Genomic DNA, 19,037 nt, shown 5'->3' with positions numbered 1-19,037 from the left:
GCAATTTGCACCGCGTCGGTGAGCGGTCGGCGCAACGGTCACGGCACGACTGGACGTATGTCTCGCCAGCGTCGCCGCGATTCAAGTAGTTCGGATGGATACCGCCGATATGCGACGTGCCGCGGGCAGAACACGCGCGCGCGAGGTTTCCGCGTGGCGCGGCACACGGGAAAAATGAAACAACTTGCTCGGCACCCGTCTTCGTCGATGGGCCAACTATGACGGCGGCAGGCCTCAACCCGCCGCCGTGACCTCACGCATTGCGCGAATACACGCGCCGATGCCGCACCGCTTCCGCCAGCACGTCCAGCACCGGCTCCGTCTGCGTCCAGCTCAAACATGCATCCGTAATCGACACGCCATACTGCAACGGCACGCCGGGCTTCAGATCCTGACGCCCGGCCTCGAGATGACTCTCCACCATCACGCCGACGATCCGGTGCTCGCCCTGCGACAGTTGCCGCGCAAGATCCTGCGCGACTTCGATCTGCCGCTCATGCGACTTGTTCGAGTTCGCGTGCGAGCAATCGACCATCACCTGCTCGCGCAACCCGCTCTTGCGCAGCACCGCGCAGCTCGCCTCGACGTGCTCCGCATCGTAGTTCGGCCCGTTCTTGCCACCGCGCAGGATCACGTGCGCGTCGTCGTTGCCGCGCGTCTCGAAGATCGCGGCCATGCCCATCTTCGTCATCCCCATGAACGCGTGGCTCGCGCGCGCGGCGACGATCGCGTCCGACGCGACCTGCACGCCGCCGTCGGTGCCGTTCTTGAAGCCGATCGGGCAGCTGAGCCCCGACGCGAGCTGGCGATGACTCTGGCTCTCGGTCGTGCGCGCGCCGATCGCGCCCCACGCGATCAGGTCGGCGATGTACTGCGGGCTCAGCAGGTCGAGGAATTCGGTCGACGCGGGGAGGCCGAGCGCATTGATGTCGAGCAGCAGTTGCCGCGCCGCGCGCAGCCCTTCGTTGATGCGGAAGCTGCCGTCCAGGCGCGGATCGTTGATGTAGCCCTTCCAGCCGACGGTCGTGCGCGGCTTCTCGAAGTACACGCGCATCGTGATCAGCAGGTCGTCCTTCAGCGCATCGGCGGCGGCCTTCAGGCGACGTGCGTAGTCGAGCGCCTGGTCGTGGTCGTGGATCGAGCACGGGCCGACGACGAGCAGCAGCCGGTCGTCGCGGCCGTGCAGGATGTCGCCGATCGCGCGGCGCGTGTCCTCGACGAGCGTCTGCGTGGCGGCCGGCACCGGCAGTTCATCCTGCAGCAGCGCGGGCGAGATCAGCGGGCGCACGGCGCCGATGCGGACGTCGTCGATGCGCGTGGTGTCCTGCGTCGCGTCGGCGCTGCCTACCTCGCGATCGTGGGAAGGATTGTCGAGGTTCTGCATGGGGATTCTCCGGGGACGTCTGGAATGATGTGCAGGCTCGATTATGGCACTCGCGCGTGGCGGCAGCGAGGCGCGGCGGGGGACGGCGACCGGCGTCAAGGCGCCTGTCAAGTCCTGGAATAGGTTGACAGTATCCAGGCGCTAGAACGCCCGATGCACCGCATCGGGCGTTTTATATTTCAGCGCGGCATGTGGCCGTTCATAGTTGTAGATGTGTACCGACTGTTCGACCATCTTGGCGGCCTGTTCAAGGTCAGCAGGACGTTGCAACAGGAACTCCCCCTTGAGAATGCCGTTGACCCGCTCAGCCAGCGCATTCTGATAGCAGTCGTAGCCGTCCGTCATTGAACAGCGCAGGCCGTGATGCCGATGGATGTCCTGATAGTAGGTCGAACAGTACTGGACCCCGCGATCGGAGTGATGGATCAACGGCTGCCGGCTCCGGCGCTTGCGCAACGCCTTCTTGAGCGCCTGACTGACCTGCTCGGTTTGCAGGCTGTCGTGAACGTGATGACCGACGATCTTGCGCGAGAACGCATCCGTGACGAGACTCAAATACACAAACGGGCCAGCCGTCGGCAGATACGTGATGTCGGCCACCCACACTTGTTCGGGGCCGGTCGGCACGATTTGATCCGGCCCGGGTTTCAGTAGATTCGGATGACGCCGGAAGCGGTGATGGCTATGGGTGGTCTTGTGATACGCCCGGTGCGGTACGACCAGTAGGCGCGCGGCACGCAGCACGTCGAACAGCCGATCTCGCCCCAGCTTGATGCCGCGCTCGACCAACGCTGGCCCGAGCAGATGATGGAGCTTGCGTGTGCCCAGCCTCGGCTGGCGAAGCCGCACGTCTCGCACCAGCGCAGTGACGGTCTCGCTCTGCGAGCAACGGTGTTCCTCGCTGCGGCATCGCTTGTAATACGCTTGGCGGCTGATACCCATGTATCGGCAGGCCCGCTCGACGCTCAGCTTTTCGATCCGCTTTTGCGCGACGACCTGCCTGAAGGCTTTTTTACGGTGATCCCGTAATCCTTGCGCATCACGTCGATCACGGCTTCGAATAGCGCGGCTTTCTCCTGCGCCTGTCGCAACTGCGTCTCCAACTCCTTGATGCGCTGCTCCGGTGTGAGCGGCTTTGAGTCTTGCTTTGACATGGTGGAACCCGATCGCGCACGGCCGGATGGATCGGCCCAATCCTGCAAGCCGTGCTTACGTAACCATACCAGCACGGTCGAGCGCCCCTGGATGCCGTAGCGTCGCTGTGCCTCTTTGTACGTCAGTTCGCCTTTTTCGACCTCCGCCACCACCGACAGTTTAAAAGCCAGGCTGTAGTCCCGCTGCGTCCGCTTGATCCCTTGCTCCATTTGGCACCTCTTCGTTTCGGCGAAAAAGTGTCAACCTATTTCAGGACGGGTCAGCCGAATGAAAAAAGGCGATCCGCGAAGGATCGCCCGGCGATCGATGTCGATGCGCGTGGCGGCTAGTGCAGCGTCTCGGGCGCGAGCGAATTGCTCGGCAACAATGCCGTCAGCGCGCAATTGCTCGGCGCGGCCTTGCCGCCGAAGCGGTCGTAGAGCCAGGGCAGCATCCCGGCCACCCAAGGCGCGATCGCGCCCGCATGTTCGAGCGGATATTCGGTGTACACGACCGGTACGCCGCTGGCACAGAATTTCTGCGCCAGCGCGCGTACATCGTACGCAAGCATCACGCCGTCGCCCACCTGGCTGCCGAAGGTGCCGTCGAGCACGCCGGCCGTGCCCTGACCGATATACATCGGAATCGTCGGCGACGCGGCCAGCCCGGCATTCACCTTGTTCGCGTAGGTCACGTACGCCGGAATGCCGTTGATGTCGTTCGCGTATCGCGGCTTGAACAGCGTCGCCCAATGGAGCCCCGTATACTTCGGCAGGATATAGGCGAGCGACTGGTTCTGGATGTCGCTGAACACGGCGATGCCGCTGTCGCTCAGATACGGCGTCAGATCGAAGCCGAAGCCGCGCGACAGCCCGGCGAGCGCAGCCGCCGCGACGCCGCCCCAGACGATGCTGCCGTCGACGTAGCGCAGGTTGTGCGCGGGATCGACCAGCACGCCGCCCTCGGCCGCGCCGACGAGTTGCTTGTTGATGTCCGGCGCATAACTCGGCGCGAGTTGCGCGGCCCAGTTCGTCGCAATCGCACCGCCGGAATAGCCGATCATCGCGACCTTGCTGGTCGGCGCGAGGCCCGTCGACGGTGTGTTGAGCGCCGCGCGGATCGAATCGAGCGTCGTCATCCCGTATTCGGGGCCGGCGGCGAAGTCCGCCGTCTGGCCTTCCGTATCGGGCACGATCACGTTGTAGCCGAGCAGCAGCCCGATGCATCGTGATACAGGAGTTCATCGCCCTTCGCCTCGAACGCAACGTGATACGGCGTCGTCCAGCGCGGCACGAGCGGCCCCTGCCCGTCATGCGCGCCGAAGTTCGAGCGATATGTGCGCGCCCATTCAACCGGCACGATGCCCGGCAGCACGAAATCCGTGTGAGTGAAGGACTCCTCGCCAAGCGCGAAGCCGATCGAGCCGACGGTGCCTTCGGCCCAATCTCGCAGCCCATGCACCGCGACGTGCCGGCTTTTGGGCCTTCGCCTCGTCCGCACGCACTTCGACCTCGCCGCCGCCGTGCTTGAGTTTCGCCTGATTGGGGGTGGAGGAACTGACAGTCGCCTGCACGACATGCTTCCTGTGCTCGTAGACCTGCATCGCGCGAATCAGGAGATTGAGCATGTCCATCAGCGTGGCCGGGTCACTACGCGACAGGCTGTGCAGTTTCTCTTTCATGACCGGAATGAAGCCGCGCAGCGTTGTCGCCAACTCGCAAATCTTCTCGCGCGCTTCCTGCGTCGTCAGCAGCGCCGCAGCAGCGTTCAGATGCGCGTTCACGCCGGCCTTGCTCACTTCCTCCATCGCGCCATACAGGTTGACGACCACTTGGAACGGGCTATGCACGAGGGCGCTGACCAACACCTGCGAGGCCTTCCTCCCCGCTGCCTTCAGGTTGGCACGCGGAGCCGTGAACTGGCCCGCGGCAAGCTTACGATGACCTCGTTCGCGTCACCCCACGCACGATAGCGTGCCGACCACGCAATCTCCCCCGCCTCGTCCGTCAATTCCTGCGGCGTACCGATCTGATCGCAATGATAGTACGCGATGCTCGCAAGCACGGCACGTCGCCACCGGCGTCGTTCAACACGGCCGCCCCCTTCGCCTGCGCCAGCGGCGTAACTCAAGCAGGGCAGGCTCATCATTACCGCCGCTTAACAGGCCGTTGAAATACCCATCGACCGGATTCAGACCACTCTCGCAAATGACATGAATTCGCTCAACGGCTCGGCAATTTTTGTTGCGTCACGCCGGGTTCAGCGGTAGAGCCCGGCCGGCGAAGGTATTTCCCGCCAGATTTCCTGCATTACGCGCCCTGCGGACGCACGAATCCCAGCGTTCTCAGCCGCGTCAGGTTGTAGGCCGCCATCGTCAGCGTGAGCAACTGATCAACTTTCTCCAAGCCTCTCACCATCACCTGCCGGATCGGCCCGATCCGTTTGCCCCAGCCGAAGCACTGTTCGATGCATTTCCGTTTGCGCTGGCTCAGCGCGTAACCGAGATGCCGCGTCGTCCGACCATCGATTGCACTTCCGCCGGTGCGCTTCGTGTTGCGTGCGACGTGCGGCGTCACGTTGTATTCGCGGCAGGCCTTCACAAATCCACGCGTGTCGTACGCCTTGTCTGCGCCCACCGTAATACGCACGTCCGAACCCGACACATCGCGCAGCATGTCCGTCGCCACTTTGCGTTCCGCTCGGCCATTCGCCTCGCTGGCCTGAACGTTCACGACCAGACCGTGCCGGTTATCCGTCAGCACATGGCCCAGGGAACTCGGCAAGGCTGGCGCGGCATTGCTCTTGCGATAGAGCCGGCTCTCACCGTCGCTCTTCGATTCGTGCGTTTCATTACTGCGCGATTCGCCATGCCAATTGTCAGGCGGACGATCATCGTCCCCGCCATCCTTGCGCCGGATGCTCTTGTGGCTGGCCCACGCATGGATCAAGGTGCCGTCCACACTGAAGTGCTCGCCCGACAGCAAGCCGCGTTTATGCGCCGTTTCCACCGTCGCGTTGAACAGGTCAGTCACTGCGTCGAACTCGATCAGTCGATCCCGGTTCTTGCTGAACACCGAGTGATTCCACACCGCGTCTTCGATCGACAGGCCGACGAACCAACGGAACAAAAGGTTGTACGAGATCTGCTCGACCAGTTGCCGCTCGCTGCGAATGCTGTATAGCACCTGAAGTAGCATCGCCCGCATCAACTTCTCCGGCGCAATGCTCGGCCGACCGCCTTTGATGTCCGCTTCGTACATCGCCGAGAACTTGGCATCCATATTCGACAGCGCCTCGTTCATCCAAGTCCGGATCGGGCGCAGCGGATGCGTTTGCGGTACGAACTCCTCCAGTCTGACTGTACTGAACAGGGATTCGTTGTAGCTGTCGGTGCCTCGCATGCTGCCTTCGTGCCTTGGGATCGGGTTCGCTACATCGTGACGGATCGGCGGGGGTATTTCAACGGCCTGCTAACGATTGCCCATAATCTCGTGCGCTGACGCTGAGTGCACTCGTCGTCGTAACGCTATCGAGTGTTGACCGACTCTCCGCCTCGCCTTGTGCTACGTAGCATATCGGCGTCGCTCGGCAGTATGCAGAAGTTGGTCCGCTACTCAATCGTAGTCGTGCCACAACCAAGTACAGCGGATTCACGACCTCGGCCTTGCGAGCCACATCGCTGATCGCCTCCTCCGCGTCATCCCAAGCGCCGAAGCCGGGAAGACCCGCTCATTAGCAGCCCTTCGGGTTAGTGACGCACATCCAGCCCACTTATATGGTTGTCGCGTGCAGATTCATATAGAAATCCCAATGAATAATGAGCTTGCCAGATTTCGATAAAAATATCGTATCTACAAAATCCAGCTCACTCACAAACCTCAGCCATTCTGACAAGCTTGTCTTAAGTGCCGGGACAGCATCGTCCAAATTGAAGACATAAAAAACATCAGTTATCGCCGCCCCCATAGAAGTCGAAATAACTTTCAGCTCGTTACTTAACCGCGCTCGAACAACATCATTTACCTCTTTCTTCTTAATAATGCGACTCCAGTCGATAGACGACGAACTCGCAGGAAGAGATTTCCTGAGCATATCAAGCATCTGCCTTTCTTCACCCTGAGCACATGAGTGGGCGGCAATATAATTAGCACATTCACTAGAGAAAATCATCTATTGAACCTCTTGACTATCTTGGCAACCGTCTTTCCAGATGCATTAAAGCAGATCGTTTTTTCGTTCCCTTTCCCGTTGAAGACGTTGATGTGAGCACCATGCCTTTCATCGTGCTCAACACGAAATCCTCGATATTCATCGGGAGCACGCCTTCCGTTAAAGCGCTGAGAGCCGAATTTGGCTGGATTTTGAATAGCTCTCTTTGCTGTAATCTTCGTAAAATCAAGGGCACTATTCATCGCTTGATTGTAGTCATCGTGCACTTCATCGCATTGGCGGTCATCCTTACCCGGACACGAATTACACTTTCTCGCTAAACCAAGAGGATCGGTCCAGAGCGTCGGATTCGGCGCGTACTGGAAAACGTTGATGCCGCCGGCGAGTCCGATCAGGTTTCGTACGAATCTGCCGCTCTGCAGGTCGCAGTGCCGATGCCGACAGCGCAGCCCCGTCTCAGGGAGGCAGTGTCCGCACTGCCATCGGCACTGCTTCCATCAGATCGACGTTCGCCATGCCTCCATCAAGCCCACTGCAAGGGTCCGGTTGGCCTTCCCGTCCTCGATTGTTCCTACATACGTACCATCAAGCTCGACCTCAAATTCCAATACATGGTCTTGACTGTAGCGTTCCAGAAGACCTATCAGCGAAGATACGTCAGCATACGAGGCCTGTTCAACACTGCGATCGCGTTCATCGTTGGCCGGAAAGTTAAGAACACATCCAACTGACCTCACCGGAATGTCCTCCGGTCGGTAGCAACCTTCCTCATCAACTTCGTCGAAGAACAGCGGTGCACCATGATGCCACTGCTGGTTATGGAGCGATTCAATGAACGCCTGAAAGCTCGATGCTGAATCGTCATCGAAATCGCTACTGATAACTGCTACTAGTTGTTTGCACGAGTCCATGACGTCACCCACAGGAGCCTGGCCCACCCGGATTGTTTCTAAAGCCCCCGGGCATATGGGCCTCTAAATGCCGCGATTCTGGTAACGGGACCGTTACCGGTGCGCCGCCAATATGGTGCATTGGAATCTTTTCACCTCTCAACTGCTCGTCACCGGGGAAAGCACTGATCCAAGCGTCGTCGACAACTGGCGTCTTCCCCTGAGCAATTTTGTCCCGATTCCCCGGGCTGAGAATATTGTCGTATCCAAGGTCATCCCACAAATCACGCAGCCTACGCCAATCGCGGGGATTGTTCCGCTTCACACCGAGACGCGTTGTACAGCTGAGACCGAGAGGGTCCACCCACCCAGTTGGAGCTGGAACATACTGATAGGCGTTGACCCCGCCCGCCAGCCCGATCGGATCCTTCGATACGAACCGCCCCGTAGCCGGATCATAGTACCGATGCCGGTTGTAGTGCAGCCCCGACTCATGGTCATGGTACTGCCCCTGGAAGCGGATGGGGTTGGCGATCGGTGCCTTCTCCGAGGCCTTTCTGATTGCCTCCTGCGCGACGCCCCACGCGCGGTACTCCGCGCTCCACGCAATCTCGCTGTGCTCGTCAGTCAGCTCCTGCGGCGTGCCGAGGTGATCGCACTGGTACCACGCCAGGCTGTCGATGGCTGGTGCGGGCGGCGGCGGCAACCACAGCGGGTCTTCGTCCTGCCGGTAGTAATCGCCGTACTCGGGCTGGTCCAGCAATTCGATGGCGTCGTCGCGCACCGCCTGCGCCACCGGCACAAAGCTGCCGGGCTCGTACACATAGTGCGTGGTGCGCGCACCGAAGCCATCCTCGTCGGCGATCTTGCTCTCCCACGCCAGCGTATCGCCGTCCCAGCCATACAACGTGAAGCCGCATTGCAGCTCGCGGTTACGCTTGACCCGCTCGGCGCGGTTCCAGTGTGGCCCCGCTTCGCTTCTTTCCTCGTAGTGCGCCTGGCTGTGCTTGGACAGGCGCCGGCCGAGGGCGTCGTAGGTGTAGTCGACCTTCAGACGCTCGTCTTCGTAGTGCGTGAGGCGGTCGAACAGATCCCAGGTGAAGCGGCCTTCCTTGCCGTTGTGCCAGCGCTGCGTGAGGTTGCCCCGCGCGTCGTACTGGTAATGGGTGTCGGCGTATTGTTTGAGCAGGTTGTCCAGCGCCTTGATGCGCGGCATGCGCTGGCGCTCGGCTTCGCGCTGCTCGGCCGGGGCGATCAGGTTGCTCGCCGGGTCGAAGTCAAACGTCTCGTGGCCGAGCCGGCTTTGCGCTTCGAGCAAACGGCCCACCGGATCGTAGCGGTAGGCGAGCTGCCCGCGCCGCGTGTCGTTGATGTCGGTGAGCTGGCCGCTGGCGTCGTAGCGGTAGCGACGTACCAGCAGACGGTTACCGCCTGCGGTGTGTGTGGGCGCAGGCGTGTCGCGCGTCAGCACCTGCTCGCTCAAGCGCCCCATGGCGTCCCACTGCTGCGTTTGCAGCAGGCGGTTGCCTTGCAGGCGCGCGACCTCGCGGTGCAGGTCGTCGCGCTCGTAGCTGACGAGCTCGCGCTCATCGAGCTGCAGCGCCAGCAGGTGGCCGCTGCCGTAGGTGAGCCAGCTGACGCGGTGACCATCCGGGCGCACGGTAGCGATGCGCTGGTTCAGCGCATCGTATTCGTGCTGCCACACGCCCACCAGCGGCTGGCCCAGGCGGGTGTAGTGCTGGTGCTCGCGCACCAGGTTACCGGCCGGGTCGTGGAACCATTGCAGGCGACTGTCGGCATTGCTGGCCAGCGCCAGGTTGCCGTTGAGGTCGTAGGCGAAGGTCTCGATCTGCCAGTCGGCCTTGCGCGGGGCTGCGTCGCCGGTTTGCAGCGCAGCGCGCCGCTCGGTGAGGCGACCCGTCGGGTCGAAGGCGTAGGCGGTGATGCGCTGCCCGTCGATGGCGCGCGCCAGTTTGCCGGTCTCCTCCTCGTACTCGTAGCGCGTGATGGCACCGTCGAAGCCGGTTTCCGCCAGCAGGCGGCCCACCGGGTCGTAGTGGAACTCGGCATCGCGGCCGTTCTCGTTGCGCAGCGCGGTGAGCTGGCCGAGCTTGTCCCACTGATAGCGCAGGGACTGGCCGGCGGCGTCCACCCGCTTGGCCAGCAGCCCGGCTTCGGTGTAGTCCCATTCGGTGCGCCGGCCCAGCGCATCGATGTGAGTCAGCAGCCGGCCCTCTGCGTCGCGCTCGAAGTGCTCTTCGGTATCGTCCGGGTAGCGGACGGCGGCGAGCCGGCCGGCCTCGTGGCGGTAGCAGGTGACCTGGCCCGCTGCGTCGGTGAACTGGATGAGCTGGCCGCGCGCGTCGTAGGCCCATTCGCTGGCCTTGGCCGAGCAGTCCACGTAGCGGGTGAGCTGGCCGCTGCTGTTGTACTCGAGCTGCCTGGTCTTGCCGCTGGCATCGGTGATGCCGATCGGCAGGCCCATCAAGTTGTACGCATACTCCGTCTTGTTGCCCAGCGGGTCGATGGCCTCCGTCAGGCGGCCGCGGGTATCGTAGTCGCGCAGCCAGAGGCCGCCTTCGGCGTCGCTGATCTTGATGAGCTGGTCTTTGCTATCCCACGCGTAATGCACGGTGGTGCCGTCCGCGCGGATGTGCTCCAGCAGGTTGCCGTTCTCGTCATAGGCGTAGCAGTCCTCGCTGCCGTCCGGGTGGATATGCTGGACGACGTTCTTCGCCTCATCGCGGAACAGCCATTCCTCACGCTGATCGGGATGGATGATGCGGTACGTGTAGCCCAGGTGATCGTAGTAGTGCCAGGTCTCCTGGCCATGGGCATCGGTGACGTAGGTGAGGCGGATGTTCTCGTCCCACTCCAGGCGGGTGTCGAAGCTGCCGTCGTCGGCCCATTCGCGCACGGCCTTGGCGTCCGGCCCGTCGCCGTGCCATTGCAGGTTCATGCCGCGGCCGGTGCGGTCCGTGTAACGGGTGATCAGGTGGTGCTGGTACTGGTAGGTCCACGCGGCGGCATTCTCGTCCTGGGCCAGCGTGAGGTCGCCCGCTTCGTCATAACGGTACAGGCTCAGGCGGCGCAGGGGTTCGTCCTCGCCCATCAGCCACAGGCCGGTGATGCGGCCAGCCTCGTCCACCAGCGTGCCCAGGTGGGTATGCGGCTGACTGGGATCGTCCTGGTAGGTGATCAGGTCCGACAGCACCGCGCGATTGCCAACGCGGTGGTCGTAGCCGAGCAGCAGCCCGGCACCGCCGCGCAGTTCGATCCGCACCAGCAGGTAGCGGTCGCCGTGGCGCTGGTAGGTCTCGCGGCGTTCGTAGCCACGACACAGCACCAACTCGTGATCGCGTACACGAACCAGCGTGAGGTCTTCGATGCGATCTTCATGGAACTGTCCGACCTTGGGCAGCGGGTAGTCGTGGCTGCGCCCGTCGGCGCCATGGTAGCGCAGGCCTTCGCCCCGCACGTCGAAGCGCGTGGTGTATGGCGTGATCCAGCGCGCGCCCAGCTCGCCATCATCGAAAGCGCCCTGGCTGGAGCGGTAGGTGCGGGTCCATTCAATGGGGAACGGACCCGGCAAGGCGAAGTCGGTATGCGCGATGGTCTCGCTGCCCATGGCGAAGCTGATGCTGCCGCAACTGCCGACACACGTGCCGTTTTTCTGGGGCTTGGCATCGCCCTGGGCCCTAAGTTCGACGGGGCGCGGCTCCAGCGGCTGCCCCGGGTGGCTGGCCTTGCTGATGCTGGTGGTGCCCGACTTGACGTTGGCGCCATGTCCCCGGCCGGGTCTGCGCGCGAGGACGGCGCGGGCCAGGCCCGCGATGATCCAGCCGATGCTCTGCTCAATGTTTTCGTCGGCCAGACGGCGAATCTGCCGACCGAGTTCGGGCGACAGCCGACGAAGTGCTGCGGTCTCCCGCAGCACTGCTTCGCAGGCGCGCTTCGGTATCGCCATTGTCGCCAGGTTGAGGCTGGCCTTGGCCACGCTCGCCTGGAATTGCGTGGCGGCGCCATACACATTGGTGAATACGCCGAGCGGGTCACGCCAGAGTTTACCCGTGGCCTCGAACAGTTCCGCCTTCGCCGCCTTGAGATTGCCCTCGGCATCCAGCTCGCTCAGCACGATCGCGTCCAGGCCGTTGGCCAGGTCAACGATCAGCGCCTCTCCATACTGGGCGGCCGCTTCGATGAAACCGGACAACTCGGCCCTTGCCCTCGTCACGAAGTCTTCCAGGCTGCCCTTGATGCTGGCGTTCAAACTGGTAGCGAGCACCGTGAGCATCGCCTCGCCGACCAGTTGCTTGCCGCTCTTGCGCAACTCCTGACGCACCAGGAACAAGCCTGGGCGCAAACTCATGCGGGCAGCCGCTGTGCCGGGCAAGGGCACCACGCCCATCAGGTTGATGCCCAGGCTCACCCAATCGAGCGTATGGCGCTCTTTACTCTTCGCGAGGGTGACGATATCGCCGAACACGTCCGCCAGTGCGAGGATGTTGCCCAACACCGGCAGCGCACCGGCCATGGTGGAGATACGTTCCAGCGAGATCGTGCCGTCGCTGATGCTGATCAGCCAGTCGTCGAAGGCACTGATGCTCTGCCCCACGTCGGCGGGTTGGATCAGATTCACCGGGACGACGGCTACTTGCTTTGCTCGAGGTACTGCGGCGTTGCTGTTGTTGCTATCCATCGCGGGTTAATCGGAATGTGAAATTGGAATCGATGAGCCGCAATCCGATGCGGCTTCTTGTGATGGGAGCGCTGCGTCCGGGACCGAGCCTTGTTTAGGGGGCAAAGGCGCCCCTCTGTCGCGCCCGGTGCCTCTTGACGCTCGCTAAGGCGTCAGTTGTACGGGGGCCAGCACGCGGAGATCGAGTCCACTCGCCTCGAATCGCTGCATGACTTCTCTTAAAAGGCCGTCATCGCTGGTCAGGATAGAAGTGCACGGCAAGCACGTCCTCCACTGCTCCGCCCTTGGCCTTTGCCGCGGGAAATTTGACCTCGGTTTTCGTATGGATCTTCTTGATCGGCGCATACGGATTTTCTACGAATTCGTCTTGGTCATATATCTCCCAGTCGACCGTGAAATCCGTTCCCTTCAACTTGTAGCAACAGCTCAACCTTCCAGCGCCAGCGCCCGGCGGTGAGTCGCCCCTCCGCTCGCTCGGTTGCCGTATTTGTCACGAATCGTGAAATCGCTCAGATTGAACGGTGTGTAGTTGAGCCCCATGATGCTGACACCACGGTAGGTCGGTTCGGAAGAAAACGCGTCGCAGCCGGCTAACGTCACTACGACGGCAAGCAAGGTGACAAACCGCTTTATGATTGATGAATCACATCAAACTCAACAACCCAAGGCTTCAGCGCTAATAGGATGGCCCGCCCCTCCCTGAAGGGGGATACTGAAGCCCCGAAACCGTCGGAGAATGATGCGTATCGTTCCTCACAGCTGCGCCGTCTACGGTGTTGACCTGGGCAAGACGACGATTCACATCGCCGGTGCCGACCAGCACGGACAGCCCACACTGAGAATCAGGCTTCGTCGCGACGCCTTGCTACAGTTCTTTGCGACGGCGTCTCCCGCGCGCATGGGCATGGAAGTTTGTCCAGGAGCGCATTGGCTGGCAAGGAAACTGATCGCATTCGGCCACGACGTAAAGTTGATACCAGCCCAATTCGTCAAGCCCTACCTGAAGTCGAACAAGAAAGACACGCTCGACGCCTCGGCAATCGCCGAAGCTGTAACGCGACCAATGATGCGTTTCATCCCTGTCAAACGCCACGAGCAACTTGACATGCAAGCGCTACATCGCGTGCGAGCCCGATTCATTCACCAGCGCACGGCTCTCGTGAGCAGTTTCGCTGCTTTCTGCTCGAATACGGCATCGCAATCCACGCCGGCGTCGGCATGTTCCGATACGATGCCACTCGCATTCTCGCGGATGATTCCAACGATTTGACGCCGACCATGCGACAGCTGCTGACGGATCTGCGGTCGGACTTCCTGCGCATAGACGAGCGCGTCACTGCACTTTCCGGTCAGATCGACGCGTCCGCCAAGCATGATGACGTTGTACAGCGGTAATCCCCCCGAAAAACCGGTGTGATCAGAGGAAGTGGCAAGGTGGTGTCGTCCGCTACGCGAAATCGAAGGCGGCGATTCCGCTGCTGTTCAAGCACGTGGATCAGGAAGAACTCGCGGAAGGCCGCCCGTACCAGTTCACGACGACGTGGTGGGAAATGGTCGACGGCAAGATCAACGGTGAATACGAAATGATGAGCCAGGGTGCGATCGTCTATTCGATGACGTACACCAATGCGCGCACCGGCAAGAAGACCGACTTCGCGTGGGCGCAGGACGTCGATGCGTCCGAGAAGACGGGGTGCCGCTGGTAGCGCGGATTCGAGCGGTGCCGGGAGGCGCGTTCGTCACCCGGCGCGCCCTCGGCCGCGCCGGTGTCGAGTTGGCTCGGGCGGGCGGTCAGCCGGCGTCGCCTGGGGTGTCGACGTCGATCCCGAGTTCGGTCGCCATGCGCTGAACGAGCGCGTTCAGCCGCGCCACCTCATCCGCAAGCCGCTTCTGTTCGGCCTTCAGCGCCTCGAACTCGGACGGCGGAACGGAGTCCGCGCCGCCGCCCGCATCCGAACCGGCGAATTCGGCGATGTTCACCTCGCCGCACATCAGGTGCATCCAGCGATTCTCGCGCGCACCGGGCGCGCGCGGCAGCCGGATGACGAGCGGCTGCGCACGCGCCGCGAGTTCGTCGAGGAACGCCTCGACCGACGAGATGTCCGCGAAGCCATGCAGGCGTGCGCTGTTCAGGCGCAGTTCGGCGGCCGTCTGCGGGCCGCGCAGCAGCAGGATCGTCAGCAGCGCGATCGCCTGACTCGGAATCCCGAGCACACGGTTCATGTTGTGCTCGAAACGCGGCACGCGGCTGCTGCTCCCTTCCATCACGAGGCTCAGATGCTTGAGCCCGTCGAGCGCGGTCGTGACTTCGTCCTCGCTGACGTTCATCACCGGCGAGCGCGCGGTTTTCTGGTTGCAGCCCGAGGTCAGCGCATTCAGCGAGAGCGGATAGGTGTCGGGCACGGTGTGCTGCTTCTCGACGAGCACCCCGAGAATGCGGGCCTCGAGAGGCGTAAGTTCGCGCAGGGCGCGTGGCGTGGGCATGTCCGGCGTGGTGTTCATGGATGCGTCGCAGCGTGCAGCAAGTGAAGGGAAACGGTCGCGCCCCGTCCGGCGTCGCGATCGGGCGAGCCATATGATAGCTCGCGACGTGGGGCCCGGCGCCACTCGCCGCCATGGCGTGCGGACTTGCCGCAGCCCGGTTTCGTCCAACGTATCGGCCACGCGGCGGTGCGCGGCGGCGCATGCGTTCGACGTCCCGAATTCACGCACCGCGCCTGCGCGCGGCGTCGCCCCGCGTTTGCGCGTCGCGCGGGCCGGCGGTACGATACGCGTTCACTTGGGGATGCGGTGCCGCACGCGGCCGATTTCGCACGCCACGCCAGCACCGCGCATCGCCCGTCCCGCCCGCCGTGCCGCCGCGCATGCGCGCTACGCGTCGACACGGTTCATCCGTTCACTCGTTCACCGCCATGACTGCATCCATCTCAGCGCCGCCCGTGCGCGCCATCGTCACCGGACACACGCGCGGCCTCGGCGCGTCGCTCGCCGAACAATTGCTGCAGGAAGGCATTGCCGTGCTCGGTGTGTCGCGCAGCCGTCATCCGTCGCTCGCCGCGCAGGCCGGCGGCCGTTTCGCCGAAATCGAGCTCGACCTGTCGGACACGTCGGCCATCGCGACGTGGCTCGCCGGCGACACGCTGCGCCGCTTCGTCGACGGCGCGTCGATCGTGCTGCTCTTCAACAACGTGGGCATCGTCGATCCGATCGGCCCGCTCGACGCGCAGGACCCGGCGCTCGTCGCGCGCGCGGTCGGCGTGAACGTCGCGGCGCCGCTGATGCTGTCGGCCGCGCTCGTACAGGCGGCAGCGGCGCCGACCGAATGCCGGATCCTGCACGTGTCGAGCGGCGCCGCGCGCAACGCGTATGCGGGCTGGAGCGTCTACTGCGCTACAAAGGCGGCGCTCGATCATCACGCGCGCGCCGTCGCGCTCGACGCGAACCGCGCGCTGCGGATCTGCAGCGTCGCGCCGGGCGTCGTCGATACGGGCATGCAGGCGACGATCCGCTCGACCAGCGAAGCGAACTTCCCGATGCGCGAGAAATTCGACCAGTTGAAGTCGAGCGGCGCGCTGTCGACGCCCGAAGCGGCCGCGCGGCAATTGATCGGCCATGCACTGAGCGACGCGTTCGGTTCGGCGCCGACGGCCGACGTTCGCGAACTGTCCGCGACCTGATCCGGGATAGAATTTCGCGGTTGCCTTTCCCCGAGGATCCCCCGATGGTCACGAAGACCACCGCACCGTTCCAGCAGATCAAGACACTCGTCCGCCAGCATGTCGATGCGGGCGACTGGCGCCCGGGGGACCGCATTCCGTCCGAACTCGATCTTGCCGCGCAGTTCGGCGTCGCGCGCATGACGGTCAACCGCGCGCTGCGCGAGCTGACCGAGGAAGGCGTGCTGAAGCGCATCGCGGGCGTCGGCACCTTCGTCGCCGAGGTGAAGCCGCAGTCGAACTTGCTGATGATCGCGCATATCCGCGACGAGATCCGCGCGCGCGGCCACGAGTACCGCTGCCGCGTGCTCAGCCAGTCGCGCGAGCCTGCATCATTCGACGTCGCGGCCGCGTTCGGGCTCGCGGTCAACACGCCGGTCTTTCACGTGGTGTGCGTGCACGAGGAAAACGGCCGCCCGATTCAGCTCGAGGATCGCTACGTGAACCCGGCCGCCGCGCCCGAATTCATCGATCAGGATTTCCAGGCCGAGCCGCCGTCCGAATACCTGTTCAACAACGTGTCGCACTACGAACTGGAGATCGAGCACGTGGTCGACGCGTCGCTGCCGACCGGCGAACAGGCGCGGCTGCTCGACATGCGCGCCGACGAGCCGTGCCTCACGCTCACGCGCCGCACCTGGACGAACGGACTGCCAGTCACGTTCGTGCACTTCCTGCATCCGGGCAACCGCTACCGGCTCGGCTCGCGCTTCAAGCCGGGCGCCGGGCGGCACCAGACCTGAACCTTCCCCGACACTCGAAAACGACCACGCGCGGCGGCCGCTTCATCGCAAAACGGACGCCGCACGCGTGATCTCACCCGATGGCGTCGCTCTGCGTCGCTCACGCTCAGATCGCCCCGACCTGCCCCGCGCCACGCGACCACACGACCGGAAACAGCGCATGCTCGAGCGGCGCGCCGTCCGGCAGTTCGTCCGCGAGCCCCGGGAAATCGGGCGACGTCTTCCAGCGGCGCGGCGCGTGACGGATGTCGTCGCCGACGAAGCGGATCGAGAACGCGCGCCGGCGATTCTGCGTGCCGCCCGATGCATGCAGCGTGAGCATCCGGAAGCACACCATGTCGCCAGGCTCGAGCGCCCAGTGGCGAATCGGGAACGCCGCGCGGTCGGCTTCGATGTCGGGCAGGTCGGCGAGGCTGCCTTCCGGGAACCACTTCGCCTCCTTGTCCATGAACGTGCGCGGCATCAGCCACGGCCCCTGGTGCGAACCCGCGACGAATTCCAGCGTCGATTCGAGCGGCACCGGATCGACCGGAATCCACATGCTGACGTTGTCGTCGCCTTCGATGTTGTAGTACGGCTGGTCCTGATGCCACGGCGTGCGCTGCCGCGTGCCGGGCTCCTTCACGAGCAGGTGGTCGTGATGCAGCCGCACCGTCTGCGTGCCCATCAGCGCGGCGGCCACCGACGGCGCGGGCGAGCGCACGATGAAGTCGCGGTACGCGTCGTTGTGCTGCCAGTTGCAGAAGTCCTCGAAGAACCAGCCCGGGTCGTCGGGCCGGCTCGCGACCTTCGCGCGCGCGCTGGGCTGCGCGAGGTTCGCGTCGATGCCGGCACGCAGCGCGGCCACTTCGTCGGGCGAGAAGATGCCCTTGATGCAGACCGCGCCTTCCTCACGGAAGGCGGCGATCAGCTCGGGCGTCACGGCTTGCGCGACGCGCTCCTGGATACTCGTCATGGTTTGCCTGTCGATGGAATGAATCACGGAGTCACGGTGCGACGCTCACTGCTTCGCACCGTAGATGTCGAAGTCGAAGTATTTCGCGGCGATCTTCTGGTACGTGCCGTTCGCGCGGATCGCGACGATCGCGTCGTTCAGCCGCTTCTTCATCTCGGCGTCGCCCTTGCGCACGCCCATCGCGACGCCGTAGCCGGTGATGCGCACGTCGGTCACGTCGGGGCCCGCGAACGCATAGCCCTTGCCGCGCGGCGTCTTCAGGAACGAGTAGCCGGCCTGCGTCTTGTCCTGGAAGGTCGCGTCGAGGCGGCCGTTCACCAGATCCTGATACACCTGGTCCTGGTTCTGGTACGACACGATCGTCACGCCCTTGGTCGCCCATTCGGCCTTCGCGTACGCCTCCTGCGTCGTGCCCTGGTCGATCCCGATGCGCTTGCCGGCGAGCGACACGGCGGTCGGCAGCAGCTTCGAACCGGCCGGCGCGACGAGCGCACCCGGCGACGCGTACAGCTTGTTCGAGAAGTCGATTTGCTTGAGTCGCTCGTCGGTGGCCGTCATCGCGGACATGATCACGTCGAACTTGCGCGCGCGCAGCGCCGGAATCATCCCGTCGAAGCCCTGCTCGACCCACACGCATTTCGCGCGCAACTGCTCGCAGATCGCGTTGCGCAGGTCGATGTCGAAACCGGCGAGCGAGCCGTCGGGCTGCTTCGCCTCGAACGGCGGATAGGTGGGATCGATGCCCCAGCGAATCGTCGCCGTGTCCTGCGCGAACGCGACGAGCGGCGCGAACGCCAGCGCGGAAACGACGAGCTTTGCAGTGCGGTTCATGGTGTGTCCTTGTGGTCTCGACGCGGCGGGCGAGCGCCGGGCGTCCGTTGGGGAGCGTCGTGCCGGCAGGCCCGGCACGGTGCGCGAAAGACTGGGACTTCGATGAAACTGCGATGCAGTCTAGACCGCGAAATTTTGGAGCGCAAGCCGAGCGAATGAACGTGGAGCCCACGGGCGGGAATTGCATGGAGAATTCGCGCTGAAAGAGCGATGTAACATGCAAAGTATAAAAATTTACCTGAAATTCACGGGCGTTCACGCGTTTACCCGGTAATGCGCACAGTCGGCGGAGAGTGTATTTGATTGAATATCCACAAGCCGGGACGATCGGGAATCACCCCTCGCGATTTACCCGGTCCAGGTTCTGACCTATACCGCATTGATGCTACGGTCGAACCGATTCATGTGATCGGCGTCCATGTCCGCGCGCGCCGCCTCCACATGATTGCCGTGCACCGCGATCGGCCGCGCCGCGCAGCAGCGCCTCCGGCGCCGGGTCCGGCGAAACCGCGATT

At 63.4% G+C, this 19,037-nt stretch carries 17 protein-coding genes and 1 pseudogene; 4 read left to right on the top strand and 14 right to left on the bottom strand.

The genetic code is table 11. The features are described 5' to 3' along the window. Positions 1-253 precede the first annotated feature (253 nt). The 11 genes and pseudogenes from WS66_RS00460 to WS66_RS34805 form a co-directional block, all read right to left on the bottom strand. Positions 254-1,384, bottom strand: a complete 1,131-nt coding sequence (locus tag WS66_RS00460) for a 3-deoxy-7-phosphoheptulonate synthase (protein WP_059528867.1) — start codon at positions 1,382-1,384, stop codon at positions 254-256. Between the two features lie 141 nt (positions 1,385-1,525). Beyond that, a protein-coding gene (locus WS66_RS00455) for an IS3 family transposase (RefSeq protein WP_108064600.1) occupies positions 1,526-2,748 on the bottom strand; the annotation gives its coding sequence in 2 pieces (ribosomal slippage) (positions 1,526-2,380 and positions 2,383-2,748; 1,221 coding nt in all). A gap of 116 nt (positions 2,749-2,864) precedes the next feature. Next, positions 2,865-3,734 (bottom strand): annotated as a pseudogene (locus WS66_RS00450) (lipase family protein); the annotation flags it as partial. Further along, positions 3,713-3,877, bottom strand: a complete 165-nt coding sequence (locus WS66_RS34810; RefSeq protein ID WP_442859289.1) for a DUF6531 domain-containing protein — start codon at positions 3,875-3,877, stop codon at positions 3,713-3,715. The pseudogene WS66_RS00450 and the gene WS66_RS34810, both read right to left, overlap by 22 nt. Further along, a complete protein-coding gene (locus tag WS66_RS00440; RefSeq protein WP_159086497.1) occupies positions 3,867-4,385 on the bottom strand; it encodes a hypothetical protein in 519 nt (172 codons plus the stop codon). The genes WS66_RS34810 and WS66_RS00440 overlap by 11 nt, the downstream gene beginning before the upstream one ends. 26 nt (positions 4,386-4,411) lie before the next feature. Next, entirely contained in the window at positions 4,412-4,663 is a 252-nt protein-coding gene (locus WS66_RS00435; RefSeq protein ID WP_236872938.1) for an RHS domain-containing protein, read from the bottom strand. Positions 4,664-4,827: 164 nt separating this feature from the next. Beyond that, positions 4,828-5,919, bottom strand: a complete 1,092-nt coding sequence (locus tag WS66_RS00430) for an IS5 family transposase (protein WP_108064599.1) — start codon at positions 5,917-5,919, stop codon at positions 4,828-4,830. 370 nt (positions 5,920-6,289) lie between these two features. Then, complete coding sequence (locus tag WS66_RS33490) at positions 6,290-6,619, bottom strand: hypothetical protein (protein ID WP_159086496.1); 330 nt, start codon at positions 6,617-6,619, stop codon at positions 6,290-6,292. 566 nt (positions 6,620-7,185) lie between these two features. After that, positions 7,186-7,599 (bottom strand): hypothetical protein, encoded by a 414-nt coding sequence (locus tag WS66_RS33485; RefSeq protein ID WP_159086495.1) that lies wholly within the window; start codon positions 7,597-7,599, stop codon positions 7,186-7,188. A 4-nt stretch (positions 7,600-7,603) separates the two neighbouring features. After that, on the bottom strand, positions 7,604-12,277 hold the full coding sequence (locus tag WS66_RS00420) for an RHS repeat-associated core domain-containing protein (RefSeq protein WP_159086494.1): 4,674 nt from the start codon (positions 12,275-12,277) through the stop codon (positions 7,604-7,606). A 426-nt stretch (positions 12,278-12,703) separates the two neighbouring features. Beyond that, entirely contained in the window at positions 12,704-12,892 is a 189-nt protein-coding gene (locus tag WS66_RS34805; RefSeq protein WP_442859288.1) for a hypothetical protein, read from the bottom strand. Positions 12,893-13,013: 121 nt separating this feature from the next. Between WS66_RS34805 and WS66_RS00410 the strand changes: the two genes are divergently transcribed. Beyond that, positions 13,014-13,547 carry an IS110 family transposase gene (locus tag WS66_RS00410; RefSeq protein WP_059604808.1) on the top strand — a complete coding sequence of 178 codons (534 nt, stop codon included), beginning with the start codon at positions 13,014-13,016 and terminating at the stop codon, positions 13,545-13,547. 220 nt (positions 13,548-13,767) lie between these two features. Beyond that, positions 13,768-13,983, top strand: coding sequence for a hypothetical protein (locus tag WS66_RS00405; RefSeq protein ID WP_236872907.1), 216 nt, complete (start codon positions 13,768-13,770; stop codon positions 13,981-13,983). 85 nt (positions 13,984-14,068) lie between these two features. On the opposite strand, the gene WS66_RS00400 is transcribed toward WS66_RS00405, so the two are convergent. Further along, a complete protein-coding gene (locus WS66_RS00400) occupies positions 14,069-14,779 on the bottom strand; it encodes a YceH family protein (RefSeq protein ID WP_059604805.1) in 711 nt (236 codons plus the stop codon). Positions 14,780-15,189: 410 nt separating this feature from the next. On the opposite strand from WS66_RS00400, the gene WS66_RS00395 reads away from it, so the two are divergent. Continuing rightward, positions 15,190-15,954: an SDR family oxidoreductase gene (locus WS66_RS00395; protein ID WP_059604802.1), complete on the top strand. Its 765-nt coding sequence runs from the start codon at positions 15,190-15,192 to the stop codon at positions 15,952-15,954. A gap of 44 nt (positions 15,955-15,998) precedes the next feature. Continuing rightward, positions 15,999-16,736: a histidine utilization repressor gene (hutC, locus tag WS66_RS00390; protein WP_059604799.1), complete on the top strand. Its 738-nt coding sequence runs from the start codon at positions 15,999-16,001 to the stop codon at positions 16,734-16,736. 106 nt (positions 16,737-16,842) lie between these two features. Here hutC and WS66_RS00385 read toward each other — a convergent pair whose 3' ends face one another. Both WS66_RS00385 and WS66_RS00380 read right to left on the bottom strand, forming a co-directional pair. Then, positions 16,843-17,691 (bottom strand): phytanoyl-CoA dioxygenase family protein, encoded by an 849-nt coding sequence (locus WS66_RS00385; protein ID WP_059604797.1) that lies wholly within the window; start codon positions 17,689-17,691, stop codon positions 16,843-16,845. A gap of 45 nt (positions 17,692-17,736) precedes the next feature. Further along, positions 17,737-18,522 (bottom strand): ABC transporter substrate-binding protein, encoded by a 786-nt coding sequence (locus WS66_RS00380; RefSeq protein WP_059604796.1) that lies wholly within the window; start codon positions 18,520-18,522, stop codon positions 17,737-17,739. Between the last annotated feature and the right edge of the window lie 515 nt (positions 18,523-19,037).

Source organism: Burkholderia sp. LA-2-3-30-S1-D2 (assembly GCF_001523915.2).
GTDB classification, from domain to species: Bacteria; Pseudomonadota; Gammaproteobacteria; order Burkholderiales; family Burkholderiaceae; genus Burkholderia; species Burkholderia diffusa.
The sequence above is the reverse complement of the archived record's forward strand: the minus strand, read 5'-3'. Positions and strand labels throughout refer to the sequence as shown.

What these genes read in the sequence shown, in the direction of transcription:
- WS66_RS33490 (WP_159086496.1), bottom strand. Translation starts at nt 6,619, where the DNA reads ATGCTTGATATGCTCAGGAAATCTCTTCCTGCGAGTTCGTCGTCTATC.
- WS66_RS00410 (WP_059604808.1), top strand. Translation starts at nt 13,014, where the DNA reads ATGATGCGTATCGTTCCTCACAGCTGCGCCGTCTACGGTGTTGACCTG.
- WS66_RS00420 (WP_159086494.1), bottom strand. Translation starts at nt 12,277, where the DNA reads ATGGATAGCAACAACAGCAACGCCGCAGTACCTCGAGCAAAGCAAGTA.
- WS66_RS00380 (WP_059604796.1), bottom strand. Translation starts at nt 18,522, where the DNA reads ATGAACCGCACTGCAAAGCTCGTCGTTTCCGCGCTGGCGTTCGCGCCG.
- WS66_RS33485 (WP_159086495.1), bottom strand. Translation starts at nt 7,599, where the DNA reads ATGGACTCGTGCAAACAACTAGTAGCAGTTATCAGTAGCGATTTCGAT.
- WS66_RS00400 (WP_059604805.1), bottom strand. Translation starts at nt 14,779, where the DNA reads ATGAACACCACGCCGGACATGCCCACGCCACGCGCCCTGCGCGAACTT.
- WS66_RS00385 (WP_059604797.1), bottom strand. Translation starts at nt 17,691, where the DNA reads ATGACGAGTATCCAGGAGCGCGTCGCGCAAGCCGTGACGCCCGAGCTG.
- WS66_RS00430 (WP_108064599.1), bottom strand. Translation starts at nt 5,919, where the DNA reads ATGCGAGGCACCGACAGCTACAACGAATCCCTGTTCAGTACAGTCAGA.
- WS66_RS00395 (WP_059604802.1), top strand. Translation starts at nt 15,190, where the DNA reads ATGACTGCATCCATCTCAGCGCCGCCCGTGCGCGCCATCGTCACCGGA.
- WS66_RS00435 (WP_236872938.1), bottom strand. Translation starts at nt 4,663, where the DNA reads ATGAGCCTGCCCTGCTTGAGTTACGCCGCTGGCGCAGGCGAAGGGGGC.
- hutC (WP_059604799.1), top strand. Translation starts at nt 15,999, where the DNA reads ATGGTCACGAAGACCACCGCACCGTTCCAGCAGATCAAGACACTCGTC.
- WS66_RS00460 (WP_059528867.1), bottom strand. Translation starts at nt 1,384, where the DNA reads ATGCAGAACCTCGACAATCCTTCCCACGATCGCGAGGTAGGCAGCGCC.